14 protein-coding genes and 2 pseudogenes are annotated in these 13579 nt (G+C 33.7%); 12 read left to right on the top strand and 4 right to left on the bottom strand.

Annotation, left to right across the window (positions count from 1 at the left end; genetic code table 11):
* Position 1: 1 nt before the first annotated feature.
* The 5 genes and pseudogenes from ACOQOS_RS13555 to ACOQOS_RS13535 all read left to right on the top strand — a co-directional run bounded on the left by ACOQOS_RS13555 (position 2) and on the right by ACOQOS_RS13535 (position 4990).
* A complete protein-coding gene (locus tag ACOQOS_RS13555) occupies positions 2-514 on the top strand; it encodes a flavodoxin family protein (RefSeq protein WP_420571002.1) in 513 nt (170 codons plus the stop codon).
* A gap of 1 nt (position 515) precedes the next feature.
* Positions 516-1549 (top strand): annotated as a pseudogene (locus ACOQOS_RS13550) (vWA domain-containing protein).
* A gap of 10 nt (positions 1550-1559) precedes the next feature.
* Positions 1560-2411, top strand: coding sequence for a tetratricopeptide repeat protein (locus tag ACOQOS_RS13545; protein ID WP_420571001.1), 852 nt, complete (start codon positions 1560-1562; stop codon positions 2409-2411).
* Positions 2412-2451: 40 nt separating this feature from the next.
* Positions 2452-4221 carry a BatD family protein gene (locus ACOQOS_RS13540; protein ID WP_420571000.1) on the top strand — a complete coding sequence of 590 codons (1770 nt, stop codon included), beginning with the start codon at positions 2452-2454 and terminating at the stop codon, positions 4219-4221.
* A gap of 7 nt (positions 4222-4228) precedes the next feature.
* The gene (locus ACOQOS_RS13535) at positions 4229-4990 is read left to right on the top strand and encodes a tetratricopeptide repeat protein (protein WP_420570999.1); all 762 of its coding nucleotides are present in this window, start codon (positions 4229-4231) and stop codon (positions 4988-4990) included.
* A 78-nt stretch (positions 4991-5068) separates the two neighbouring features.
* Here ACOQOS_RS13535 and ACOQOS_RS13530 read toward each other — a convergent pair whose 3' ends face one another.
* Both ACOQOS_RS13530 and ACOQOS_RS13525 read right to left on the bottom strand, forming a co-directional pair.
* Positions 5069-5482, bottom strand: a complete 414-nt coding sequence (locus ACOQOS_RS13530) for a hypothetical protein (protein WP_420570998.1) — start codon at positions 5480-5482, stop codon at positions 5069-5071.
* Positions 5483-5611: 129 nt separating this feature from the next.
* Positions 5612-6187: a CvpA family protein gene (locus ACOQOS_RS13525; protein ID WP_420570997.1), complete on the bottom strand. Its 576-nt coding sequence runs from the start codon at positions 6185-6187 to the stop codon at positions 5612-5614.
* 140 nt (positions 6188-6327) lie between these two features.
* On the opposite strand from ACOQOS_RS13525, the gene ACOQOS_RS13520 reads away from it, so the two are divergent.
* From ACOQOS_RS13520 to ACOQOS_RS13505, 4 genes are all read left to right on the top strand, one after another.
* Positions 6328-6684, top strand: a complete 357-nt coding sequence (locus ACOQOS_RS13520) for a hypothetical protein (protein WP_420570996.1) — start codon at positions 6328-6330, stop codon at positions 6682-6684.
* Positions 6685-6728: 44 nt separating this feature from the next.
* Positions 6729-7748 (top strand): phenylalanine--tRNA ligase subunit alpha, encoded by a 1020-nt coding sequence (gene pheS, locus ACOQOS_RS13515; protein ID WP_420570995.1) that lies wholly within the window; start codon positions 6729-6731, stop codon positions 7746-7748.
* A 6-nt stretch (positions 7749-7754) separates the two neighbouring features.
* Complete coding sequence (locus ACOQOS_RS13510; RefSeq protein ID WP_420570994.1) at positions 7755-8150, top strand: hypothetical protein; 396 nt, start codon at positions 7755-7757, stop codon at positions 8148-8150.
* A 340-nt stretch (positions 8151-8490) separates the two neighbouring features.
* Positions 8491-9363 carry a hypothetical protein gene (locus tag ACOQOS_RS13505; protein ID WP_420570993.1) on the top strand — a complete coding sequence of 291 codons (873 nt, stop codon included), beginning with the start codon at positions 8491-8493 and terminating at the stop codon, positions 9361-9363.
* Positions 9364-9403: 40 nt separating this feature from the next.
* Here ACOQOS_RS13505 and ACOQOS_RS13500 read toward each other — a convergent pair whose 3' ends face one another.
* On the bottom strand, positions 9404-10405 hold the full coding sequence (locus tag ACOQOS_RS13500; protein WP_420570992.1) for an NAD(P)H-dependent glycerol-3-phosphate dehydrogenase: 1002 nt from the start codon (positions 10403-10405) through the stop codon (positions 9404-9406).
* 128 nt (positions 10406-10533) lie between these two features.
* Between ACOQOS_RS13500 and ACOQOS_RS13495 the strand changes: the two genes are divergently transcribed.
* The 3 genes and pseudogenes from ACOQOS_RS13495 (at position 10534) to ACOQOS_RS13485 (ending at position 12810) form a co-directional block, all read left to right on the top strand.
* The gene (locus ACOQOS_RS13495; RefSeq protein ID WP_420570991.1) at positions 10534-11478 is read left to right on the top strand and encodes a nicotinic acid mononucleotide adenyltransferase; all 945 of its coding nucleotides are present in this window, start codon (positions 10534-10536) and stop codon (positions 11476-11478) included.
* Between the two features lie 298 nt (positions 11479-11776).
* Positions 11777-12282: pseudogene (gene lysM / locus ACOQOS_RS13490) on the top strand (peptidoglycan-binding protein LysM).
* 138 nt (positions 12283-12420) lie between these two features.
* Entirely contained in the window at positions 12421-12810 is a 390-nt protein-coding gene (locus ACOQOS_RS13485) for a hypothetical protein (RefSeq protein ID WP_420570990.1), read from the top strand.
* Between the two features lie 181 nt (positions 12811-12991).
* Here the strand turns inward: ACOQOS_RS13485 and nadD are convergent, their stop codons facing one another.
* The gene (nadD, locus tag ACOQOS_RS13480) at positions 12992-13573 is read right to left on the bottom strand and encodes a nicotinate (nicotinamide) nucleotide adenylyltransferase (RefSeq protein ID WP_420570989.1); all 582 of its coding nucleotides are present in this window, start codon (positions 13571-13573) and stop codon (positions 12992-12994) included.
* Positions 13574-13579: the final 6 nt, after the last annotated feature.

Genomic DNA, 13579 nt, shown 5'->3' with positions numbered 1-13579 from the left:
CATGAGCAGAAAAGGAGTTGTCATATTAGGAAGTTCGCGAAGCAATGGAAACACACATACCATTGTATCTCAACTTCAACAAAAAACAGGTTTCGACATGATTGATTTGCAGCAATATAAAATCAATCACTTCGATTACGAGCTAAAAAATGAAGATGATTTCAATGCGCTGTTCAAAAAACTAACGGCAAACTATGAAACATTTGTATTTGCAACGCCAATTTATTGGTATACTATGAGCGGTGTGATGAAAGTATTTTTTGATAGAATATCTGATTTTTTGTTTGATGAAAAAGATATTGGAAGACGCTTGCGCGGAACAAAAATGGGTGTGATAAGTTGTGGTTCTGATAATGAAATTAAAGCAGGTTTTGAAATGCCTTTTGTAGAAAGCGCACAGTATTTAGGAATGGAATATGTAGGACATATTCATACATGGATAGAAAATAAAAAAATAACACCAACAGTTCAGCAAAGCATTACAGACTTTGCGAACCAATTGATGGAAAAATAATATGTTAGAAGAAAAAAAATATTTTTACTTACTAATTATCATCCCGATTGTGGTATTGGTATTCATACTCTTGCAACTTTGGAAACGAAGTGCGCAACGAAAATTTGCCAATAAACAATTATTAGAACGATTAAGTCCTGAAAAATCAATCTTTAAACCCATACTAAAGTTGACAATTTGGTGCTTGGCAATTGCTTCACTAGTAGTAGCATTGGTAAATCCGAAAATTGGCACAAAATTAGAAACCGTAAAACGTGAAGGTGTCGATATTGTTTTTGCGGTAGATGTTTCTAAAAGTATGTTGGCAGAAGATATTTCGCCAAGTAGATTGAACAAAGCAAAGCGTATCGTTTCTGAAATTATCAACAACTTAGGAAGCGATCGTATTGGAATTATTGCTTACGCAGGAAGAGCAGTACCACAATTGCCAATTACCACAGACTTTTCGGCAGCAAAAATGTTTTTGAATAATCTAAATACAAATATGTTGTCGTCACAAGGAACTGCATCGATGATGCTATTCGTTTGGCAAAAACATATTATGACGATGTAGAGCAAACCAACAGAGTATTAGTGATCATCTCAGACGGAGAAGATCATACAGGAGGCGCAGGAAAACTAGCCGAAGAAGCTACCAAAGAAGGCATAAAAACCTATACAATCGGAGTTGGAACACCAAAAGGTGGAAGAATTCCAATAAAAAGAAGAGGAATTACAGAATCATATAAGCGTGACTTACAAGGTGAAGTTGTGATTACAAAACTGAATGAAAAAACCTTAAAAGACATTGCTTCAGAAGGAAATGGTGACTATATTGATGGTACAGTTACAGAACAAGCTGTAGAATTTATCAAAAATCAATTAGGCGGCATGAACAAAACAGAATTTGAAGCTAAAAAATTCTCAGAATTTCAAGACCAATTTCAATGGTTTCTTGCTTTGGGAATCTTCTTATTGCTGTTGGATGTTTTTCTATTAGAACGAAAAACAGCATGGTTACAAAAGTTGAACTTATTTAATGAAAAAGGATCGTAAATAGTAACAGATGAAACACTTAAAATACATACTCATTTTATTGCTGACAGTATCTGTGACAAATGCACAAAATAAGGAAGCAGAACAGATCAAAAAAGAATCTAATAAATTCACGTATAACGCAAACAAAGCCTTACAAGAAAACAGTTTTGTAGATGCAGAAGCAGAATACAGAAAAGCAATTTCTAAAGATGGTGAAAATGCTACCGCGAAATACAACTTAGGAAATGCATATTACCAAAATGAAAGCTACGAAGAAGCCTTCAATCGTTACAAACAAGCTTCTGAAGTAGCATTGACAAAGGCTGAAAAACACAGTGCATATCACAACATGGGAAATGTATTCATGCAAAACAAAGAATACGAAAAAGCAGTAGCAGCGTATAAAAACGCATTGCGCAACAATCCTAAAGATGATGAAACACGTTACAATTTAGCTTTGGCTAAAGAAATGCTCGAAAAAAATCCTCCAAAAGAAGACGATAAGGATAAAAAAGACAAAGACCAAAAAGAACAAGAAAAAGAGCAAGACAAAAAAGACCAAGACAACAAGGACGAGAAAGATAAAAAAGACAAAGACAGCGATAAGGAGAAAGACGAAGGCGGAAAGGACGACAAAGATAAAGACGGAAAAGGAGACAAAGAAAAAGAAAAGAAGAAGCAAGACGATAAACAAGATCAAAATAAAGCTGATCAAAAAGACGATAAAAAGCAGCAACAGCAACCCAAGCCAAATCAGTTGTCACCACAGCAAGTAAAAAGCTTATTACAAGCTATGAATAATGCTGAAAAGAAAACACAGGACAAACTGAATGAGAAAAAAGCAAAAGGCATCAAAATAAAAGCTGAAAAAGACTGGTAATTATGAAAAGTAAAAAACGACAAAAGTTCGTTCAAAATACATGAAGACAAAAGCATACATATCAACTATCATTTTCTTACTGTTCGCAGGTGTTTTAACTGCACAGGTTACTTTTGAAACCAAAGTAAGTAAAAAGAAATTGGGCGTGAATGAGCGTTTGCGTGTAGACTTTGAAATGGATAGAGATGGTGATAATTTTACACCACCAAAATTCACAGGTTTCCGAATAGCCGCTGGACCAATACAATCTATGAGCCACGTTTGGGACAACGGAAAGCGCTCGTTTTCAAAAACATATACATATCATTTACAGCCAACAGCAGAAGGAAGATTTACCATCAAGCAAGCAAAAGTTGAAATTGAAGGACAAATATATAAAACAGCGCCTGTAACCATACAAGTTACCAAAGCAGTTGACAAACCAAAAGATGGTAACAATGCAGATTATGTGGTTTCTGAAGGAATTCATTTGGTGACAGAAATATCAAATGGAAATCCTTACTTAAACGAACCTGTAACGGTTTCATACAAATTGTATGTAAAACCAGGCATCAATGTCAATGATTACAGAGAACTCGGTAAGCCAACTTTCAACAACTTTTGGAGTCAAAACATAGAAACACGTCTCAAAGCACAAAACGGAACTTACAAAGGAGAACCGTATCCGTTTGTCATCTTAAAACGATATGTACTATATCCACAAAAAACAGGAAAACAAACTATAGAACCATTCTCTATAGATGTACAAGTTTCTGTGCCTACACAACGTAGAGATGTCTTCGGAAGACGTTATGAAACAGTTCACAAAACGTTATCTTCTGGGCGAAGAACAGTAAATGTAAAAGCATTGCCAGAAGCAGGAAAACCATCCGATTTTGGTGGTGCTGTTGGAGATTTTGATTTTGAAGTAACAACCAGTAAAAACTCGTTAGACGCTTCAGAATCATTAGAAGCAAAAGTGCAAATCTCTGGAAAAGGAAACTTAAAACTATTTCAGTTACCGAAACTAAAACTTCCAAACTCATTAGAAGTATACGAACCTGAATTCAAAGAACGTGTTACAACACGAATCAGCGGAATGCAAGGTCGAATTTCAGATAGTTATACGATAGTGCCACAATACAAAGGAAAATATCCAATTCCGAGTATTTCTTTCTCTTACTTCGATCCAAAAGACAAGCAATACAAAACATTAACTTCTGACGAGATTATTATTGATGTTGTCAATGGACCTGGAAATACAGAAACTACGGCAAGCAATACAGGACAAACCACTGCGCAAAAACAAGTCATCACGACAAATGGTTCACAATTTAGATTCTTAAAAACAAACGCAAACCTAACAACAATAGCAACAGACGATTTTTTTAAGTCAAACTTGTTTTACGGATTGTTATTTGTACCATTCCTTTTCATTCCAATTATCTTGATTGTACGAAGAAAAAAGCAAGCGTTTGATAATGACATTCAAGGGAATAAAACGCGTACCGCAAACCGATTGGCTAAAAAATACTTATCGGAAGCGAAAAAGAAACTAGGTGATAAAGAAGCGTTTTATGAAGTGTTAGAACGTGCTTTACACAATTACTTACGTGCAAAACTCAGTATAGAAACGGCTGAATTTAGCAAAGAAAAAATTAATCAATTATTGACAGAACGCAATGTAAAAGCAGAAACTGTCAGCGATTTTATAGGATTATTAGAAAGTTGTGAATTTGCTCGCTACACGCCAGCATCAAACGTAACGATTAATAAAGATTATGATAAATCGGTACAAACCATTTCACAAATCGACAAACAAATAAAGTAACTCACAGATGAAAATGAAGATCACATATCTACTTCTCGTGTTCATTTCTAGTCTAACATTCGTTTTTGGACAAGAAAACACCGCTTTATTTGAATCTGCCAATAAAGCTTACAACGACGGGAATTATTCAGAAGCTATTACACAATATCAGTCAATTCTGGAAACAGGAAATCATTCAGAAGCTGTTTATTACAATCTAGGAAATGCCTACTACAAGCGTAATGAAATAGGTCCGAGTATTTACTATTTTGAAAAAGCATTGCAGCTTTCGCCAGAAGATGAAGATATTTTAAACAATTTGGCTTTTGCTAAAAACATGACGATTGATGCGATAGAACCTTTGCCAAAAACACAAATATCAAAATTTGTAGGTAATATTACAGGAACGTTTAGTTACAATCAATGGGCATGGATTGCTGTGATTTGCGGATTTTTATGTGTAATTTCATTCTTACTGTATCAATTTGCGTATGAAACGTTGAAAAAAAGAATTTACTTTCTAGTAAGTTTTATAGCATTCTTATTCATTCTAGCAACAGTCGCTATTGCTTATCAACAATACGGAAAAGCACAAAAAGATCGTCCAGCAATAGTATTTGCTAAAGAAACTGCAGTGAAATCTGAGCCAAACTTGCGAAGCGATGAGGTATTTGTATTGCACGAAGGAACCAAAGTGCAAGTATTAGATACGGTTGATAGTTGGAAAAAAATTCAACTCATCGATGGAAAAATTGGTTGGATTGTTGCTGAAGACGTAAACGAATTATAAACTACACAGAGGGACATATTTCATATCGTCATTACTGATAGAGCCATTTTTATCAGTTTCTTTGCAGCTTTTTGTTTTTTAGAATAACACATCAAACAAAAAAGAAAATAGACTGTAGATACCATAAACAATCAAAATTACAAACAGAAAAAGCATTCCTAAGTAACAACCGCAATTCCCTTTACTTTTTTTGCTAAAATCAGCATGATAAAAACGATTTGTATCATGAGTTTGTTCTTGCTCTTGTTCAGTATCAACAGTTTCTAAAAAATAACCGCGATATGCATGCTCAGGAACAGATAAAACCCAATCGTTATTACAATATGTACATTGATAACGCGATTGAAGCGACATTTCTTCCGTATCGTCAGAACTTACAATTTGGATAAATGTTCCATCTTCACATTTTGCGTCTAATGCTTTCTCAAAGACATTAAAATCTTCTTGTGAAGAAAATGTTTTGGTTGCAAAAGGTGTACAATGTTCACACATGTTTTTTAGTAGATTTCTTGAATTTTCCTTTTAAAGAAGCAGTATTCAATTTTTTCTGCAATGGTTTGATAGCTTTCTCATGGGAAAGATGCTTTAACTCAGGATTTTCACATTTTTCACACATAGCAACTAGTTTTCATTATTTTCAATTTCTTGTAAATCGTTTTGTTGTATTTCTTCGTTGCGTTGTTCATCTTCTTCGGCATCTATTTCATTTCCGGTTTCTTCCAAAACGTATGCAAATACAAAACCACCAACTTCCTTTACAGGTTCATACAATACAGATGTTTCAATCTTTTCCTTTTCTACAAACTCCATTGTATTGTTTGTTTTGTCAAAGAAAATTAAAACGGCACCGGCAATCACTGCCATTTTCAATCCGCCAAAAGCGCCACCTAAAAGCTTATTCAAAATTCCGAGCGAAGCAAAATCGGCAATCTTTGTCAATAACTTTCCAGCCATAGTAATCAATACCAAAATCACAATAAATGTAATTGCAAAAGCAGCAAGGTTGATATATTTTTCATCCCAAGTTTCAAAACTATCTTTTAAGAAGTCGCCAGCGAAATACGAAAAGTGAATGGCACCATAAATTCCAGCAATCAAAGCTACCAATGAAGCCACTTCTACAAAAAGTCCTTTCATCAGTCCGCGTACAAATCCCGCCGCGATCATTCCGCCTAAAATGATATCTATAAAGTTCATGAAAATCGAGTTTTAACAAATATAGAACTTTTATCAATAGTGGTTTATTGTATTTTATAAGTGTCACGTTATATTTTTATTTGAATACGAAAGATATCAAACAACGTTATGTACCTTTGCAGCTGAAAAAGGAGGAAATCATGGCAAGAGACGAACAATTAAAAGAACGATGGAATTTAGTAGTGGAAAAATTGACGCATCAATTTGCAGAAGGAGATACGCTAGATTTAGATGCAATTATATACTTAATTGGTGTTCAGGAGCTTGGGCAAATACACAGAAATTTTAAAAAAGATGATAAGGTAAACCTAATGCACATTGCTATTTGTCGCTTATTAGAACCTTATGGTTATTATGAGTTTGACTACTTTGATGATGATGGTTGGCCACATTACAAATTCAAAGAAGAATTGCCAACATTAAAAGCTGGAGAACAAACCGTTTTGATGAAAGAAGCGATTGTCAATTATTTTTTAGAAAAGGAATACATTCAATAAGTTAGTTTTTTGTTTAAATTTGCAAGCTAAATCAAAATATCGTCATGATAGATAAGATCAAGGAACATATTGCGGAAGTAGAAAAGTTTACAACGCAAGCAAAAGAAGATATTGAAAACTTCAGAATTAAGTACTTAGGAAAAAAAGGATTATTAAATGATTTTTTTGCTGAGTTTAAGAATGTTCCAAAAGAACAAAAGAAAGAATTCGGGCAAACGATCAATAAACTAAAAGAAGTTGCGCAGGAAAAAGTAAATGCTTTAAAAGAAGCTTTAGAAAGTAAAGCTGAAGACAAAGGTGTTTATGGCGATTTAACGCGTCCGGCACAACCTATAGAAATTGGTGCGCGTCATCCTATATCATTAGTAAAGAATCAAATTACAGATATCTTTTCTCGTATTGGGTTTAACGTGTCTGAAGGTCCAGAAATTGAAGACGATTGGCATAACTTTACAGCGTTGAATCTTCCAGAATATCATCCGGCAAGAGACATGCAGGATACATTCTTTATTCAAACCAATCCAGATATATTATTACGTACACACACAAGTTCAGTGCAAGTACGATACATGGAAAACAATCAGCCGCCAATTCGTACGATTTCTCCAGGAAGAGTATATCGTAACGAAGCAATTTCGGCGCGTTCTCATTGTTTTTTCCATCAAATAGAAGGATTGTATATAGACAAAGAAGTAAGTTTTGCAGACTTAAAACAAACGCTACAACACTTCACTAAAGAAATGTTTGGAAAGTCAAGAATTCGTTTGCGTCCATCCTATTTCCCATTCACGGAGCCAAGTGCTGAAATTGATGTGTATTGGGGATTACAAACAGAAACCGATTACAAAATTACCAAAGGTACAGGTTGGTTAGAAATTGGTGGTTGCGGAATGGTAGATCCAAATGTGTTGACAAACTGCGGAATAGATCCAGCAGAATATTCAGGATTTGCCTTTGGTGTTGGAATTGATCGTATTGCGATGTTATTACACCAAATAAGTGACATTCGTTTGCTTAGCGAAAATGATGTGCGTTTCTTAGAGCAATTCAAATCAGCATTGTAGTTTTAGATGAAAAAAGATATTGAAATTCCTGAAGTAGAAGGTGTATACATGGCAGTTGTACAAGAGTACAATGAAATATACAAAACGGACGATTGGAACGCTTATATCATCAACGAAAAAGAAGTTGATTTAGAAATGGTATTGGTGGTTTCTCGCGGATACGATGCCGAAAGAGAAACTTCTATCATGCGTCATAAATTAGAAAAACTGCCTGCAAAATCATATGCTAAAGCAGAATGGATGCAGGAAGATGTATTTGAACTCAACAATGAGTTTAGAGTTACCTTTTTTGAAGGAGGAAAAATGTATGACAAGAAATTTCTTTTCAGAAAAAATACCATCAATAAAAACGCATTTCGTGAAATTCCGTTGATGAACACAAAGGGTATTTTAGTGAAGTAGATTCGCTTGTTGGTATTTTAGTATTGTATAAAACGTCTTTACTAGGAAGCATGACGAAGTAATCTGTTTCTTGTGTTTCCGTTCTCAATACTCTATTCATCTTTCAATAAATAATCATGACGAGCCCTTAAACGGTCAGGCTTTCGGCAGTCGCTTTTTGCAAAGAGCTCCAACAATGCCTCTATCCTTCACGTAAGTAATTGCCTCATTTGTCATTGAGCCAAGTCGAAATGCTATCCTTCACGCGAAAACATGTCAAATTATAAACTCAATACATGATTAGCTTAAAAAGTAATATATTGACATATAAAATCGATTTTTAACCTCCTAAAATATATAAATGTCTAGATTTTATTACGTACAAGCTATAGAAGTTGCGCCCGATGCTAGAAAAATAGTGCTAAGTGTTCAGGTTAAGCATACAGATTATAACATTTTAAGTGATTCCTTAGGCTATGCGCTTGATCTTGTCTCCGATAATTTAGCCTATGAGAAAACCATGTTAAGTGAATACATTGATGCTGATAAAATGTGTGATAAAAATTGGATTAAAGACAATGCTAGTCGATTCATAGAGTCTTGCACAATTCTAAACACAACGAAATCTGAAAATAACGAATTATTACAAGGGAAAATTGCGATCGTTTTCACGCACAAAGCTTGGATGGAACATATAAAACTTCATGCAACTTGGGATAGTACAGCGTATGAATATCATATAGAAAATTACAAAAAATGTACTCCTGAAGTTCCAGATGGAGCAAGAAAAAAACTTGATAGTGAAGTAGCGATGTTGAAAAAAATCACTATTAATTATGAAAAAAATGAAGGTTGGATGCCTATCAAATCCTCTTATCTAAAAGGGAATATGAGTAAAAGACCAGCAGTAGTGTATATTCCTAGATATCCTTTTCAAACAGCCACTTATGTTTGTAATGCTTTTTATGAAGGAGGAAAAGCTTTAAAAGAAATGATTGCGGTATTTGACTTAAAAACGGTTATCATCAAAGACGCGTATAACGGACCTGATTTGTTTGGAATATGTGTAGTGCAAGGAAATGTAATTTTGTTGCAAAGTATCAATGAACAAAAATTAGAACATACCGTTTTTTCCTTAAATAGAATCAAAGAAATTGGTTTGGCGACTTATAATACATCAAATGAAAAGCCTTTGGAGTACAAGAATTTTTTAGAAAATGCAAAACCTAATTAATATATCGACACATTAAAAATTGATACAGAATTGCATTAATCTAGTCCAACTTCTCAGTTAACTTCTTAAATACTTTCTTTGGGTTTTTATTTTCATACAAAATCGCATACACTGCGTCAATAATAGGCGTTTGTGTCTTTTTTTCGTTCTTCTGATTTAATAAATACGCACTCTTGGTAGCATAATAACCTTCTGCAACCATGTTCATTTCCATCTGAGCAGATTTTACTGTGTATCCTTTCCCAACCATGTTTCCAAACATACGATTTCGAGAAAATACAGAATATCCAGTCACTAACAAGTCGCCCAAATAAGCAGAATTATTAATATTGCGTTTCATCTTGTGTACTTTCTTGATAAAACGTTTCATTTCTCTGATGGCGTTACTCATCAATACACTTTGAAAATTATCTCCATAACCGAGTCCATGAGCAATTCCAGCAGCAATTGCGTAGATATTTTTCAGCATTACAGCGTATTCAGTACCAATCACATCATCACTCACTTTTGTTTTGATATAATTACTCGATAATTTATCGGCAATAGCCTGAGCTTTTTCTTGATCGGCACAAGAAATGGTTAAATAAGACAAACGTTCTAAGGCAACTTCTTCTGCATGACAAGGTCCAGCAATTACAGCCACATTTTCAAAAGGAATTTTATATACATCATGGAAATGTTCTCCAACCAGCAATCCAGATTCTGGAATAATACCTTTTACAGCAGAAACAATTGTTTTATTCGTAATATCAACACTTAGCTTTTGAAGTTCACCATAAATAAACGCAGATGGAATCACAAAAATTAAAACATCAGCATACTTAGCAATTTCATCAAAATCATTGCTAATTTTTAACTTATCAGTATTAAATTCAACCGAACTTAAGTAGCTTGGATTGTGTTGTTCTTTTAGTAAATGTTCTTTCGTATATACACTTCGCATGTACCAACCAACTTCATCTAAGTTTTCACAAAGCATCTTTACAATAGCAGTTGCCCAACTTCCAGCTCCAAAAACAGCGTATTTTAATTCTGTATCCATAAAAGGTTTCGTCTATGATTCAAAAATACACAAAATATAGTTCTTATGTTAGTGTTGAAAATCAAGAATTTAATTTTTTGGCATGTGTTTTGAAAGCAATTAAATATCAACAATAAAACGATTGGCTTATGAAGACTTTAAAATTACTTTTAGCGATTACCTTATTTAGTTCTATGATGAGTTCATGTTATACAGAAGTTATTGTAGAAGACCCAATTATTGACGAGCCAGGAATTACGTTAAATCAGTTATTAAACTCGTACGAATTGTGGTATGTAAATATTAACGAAACTACAGGAAATGGTGAAGTGCCGTTTTTACAACGCGCGTTTACGGTGTCATTCAGAAATGGAGTATTGTATGCAAACAATAATATTTCAGGAATTGGAAACAATGGAAATGGTTATGGAATAGATGTTGGAGCGTATGGAACTGATTTTGATATTGTAGATATAGATCATGATATTGACGGATACTATCCACTACGTGTCGATCAATTAAGTATCAATAGAATTCGTTTGGTGGATACTTCTACCAATACAAGTTATTACTTAACAGGATATCAAAGAGCAAACTTTGATTACGACTTTGTATTCTATGATAACATTCACTACTTATTACAAGAATTTACAGCGTGGAAAAAAGTATATACAAGTCAAGAAGGAATGCTAAATCAGTTTGATGATGAAAATTTCTTAACCTTTTTATCTGGCGGAAACGATGATACATTCTTATCATCAACAGATACTGAAGATACACCAATTGCAAACTTAGTGTATGATTATGAAGGAATTTATACGGTATATGATGTAGAAGGAGATCCGTATGCGAAAGTTTTAACATTAGATTATGATTATCTGGACAATGAATATTTCGAATTGAACGTTATAGATGACGGAAACATAGAATTGTTTCACCCAAATTCAGGAACAACTTATGAGTTCCAAGGAAGAGGATACATTCAGTACTTGCGCCCTTCAGGACCTGAAAACGCAACAAGATCGAAACAAACAGATAAAAAACGTAAAAAAATTATCAATAAGAAGTTCAACAAGGACGACTTTAAGAAATAAAAATATAAAGACTTTGGTTGGTTATTTAGTTTAGAAACAGTTTTTACATTCGTGTAGAAGCTGTTTCTTTTTTATGGAACTCACTTTTAAAAAAAACTTACGTTAACTAGTGCAAGTCGAATCTTTGCAAACAATCATTTTCAAAAAAAAGTAACCATTTAAAAACAGTAAGTCGAACAAAAATGCAATACATCGTATAGTTATAGAAATACGATTACACTTTTGCAGACAGCTATACTTTTCGTACTTTAACAACACAATAAAAAACCTCAATTAATAACAATAAAAAATAAAAATTATGGGATTATTTTCATTTATCAAAGATGCTGGAGCTAAATTATTTGGCGGGAAAACATCTGCGGAAGAAGCTGCAGAGAAAGCTGCTGAAGCTGCTGCAGAACATGCTGAAGCAGTTGCTGCTGAAAAAGCCAAAGCAGAAGCATCGATTGTAGAAACAATAAGTGATTTAGACTTACATGTAGAAAATTTAAGTGTTTCTCTTGAAGGAGATACAGCAATTATTACAGGAAAAGCACATGATCAAGCAACCAAAGAAAAGTAGTTTTAGTGGTTGGAAACACACATGGTATTGCCATGGTTGATGATAGAATGGAAGTTGAGCACGAAGAACCAGAAGCACAATTTCATACGGTTGCAAAAGGAGATACACTTGGAAAAATTGCAAAGCAGTATTATGGAAATGCAATGAAATATCCAGAAATATTTGAAGCAAATAAGCCTATGCTTAAAGATCCAAACCTAATTTATCCAGGACAAGTATTACGAATTCCTACGTTAGATTAGTCAATAAATAGTACAAACTCCTCAATACTGAGGAGTTTTTTTCTATATATAAGTTAAAAACCTACAAAAAAGGGGAAAAGTCCCCTTGTTCCGTACCACGAAAATCTTCTAATATTGCTGTCTAAACAAATCAATATCATGAGAAGCTATCGTCCGTTAATACTTATTCCGCTTTCCGTATTGTTGTTAATCCTTATGGGGATCACTTCTTTTGTGATGCCAAAGAAGGAAATTATCGGCGCGTGGATTTCTCAAGAAAACCCTGATTATAAATTAGAATTTCTTCAAAATGGTATTTGTCAAGATTTTTATGCAAACAAAGAGCATAAAAAATATCACTACACAATTTCTACACAATGTGATGAAAACAGCACCTATCGTTCTTTATTTATCAAAATAGAAGACAATGAAGGTTTCTTCTCAAAATGTTATGAGCTAAAAGGTGTAAATGAAGATAATAATGGTGTTTTAGTCCTAGCCGATATGGATAAAAACGAAGAATACTTCTATACTAAAGTTGACAACTAATTTCTTTTTTTGAAGTAAGAAAGATCGAATAATTGAAAACATTAAAAAATCACTCGAAGTTATATTAGAACAGGTAGTTTCGTCATGCTGAACTTGATTCAGCATCACATAAGAGTAATTAATTCGTGACAATAACTACAATTTTCAAAGCATTTTTTGACCAGCCTCAGATCTAAAAGTCTTACTTTCTGTAAAAATTCATTTCATCAACATATTCCCAAACATTTTGTGGCAATAGTGGCTTAATGTTTTTCTGATCTTGAATAGCTTTTCTAATAAACGTAGAAGAAATCTCCATAATTGGCGCTGCAACGCGATGAATTTTAGGATGATCAGTAAATTGATGTTCTACAGTTCCTTCTGAAATTCGCGGATATACATACACATCGTGGTTTTCTAAAATCACTTCATAATTTTTCCACTTGTGCAAACTTTTCAAATTATCTTCACCCATAATCAGGCAAAACTCATATGTTGGATGCTTTTCCTGTAAATGTGCTAGTGTATGTACGGTATAATTAGGTTGAGGTAAATTAAACTCTATATTACTTGGCTGTATCTTTGGATAATCGTCTGTAGCAATCATGACCATTTGATACCGATGATTATTATCGAGCAAAGAGCTTTTCTTTTTAAATGGATTATGTGGTGTAACAACCATCCAAATTGCATCTAAATCACTGTATTCTGCCATATGATTGGCAATAGTTAAATGTCCAATATGAATTGGATTGAACGTACCAAAATACAAACCAACTTTCATTTGTGT

Source organism: Kordia sp., from assembly GCF_965224175.1.
In the GTDB taxonomy this organism is placed as follows: domain Bacteria; phylum Bacteroidota; class Bacteroidia; order Flavobacteriales; family Flavobacteriaceae; genus Kordia.
Note: the sequence above shows the minus strand (reverse complement) of the source record. Positions and strands in the feature narration are given on the sequence as shown.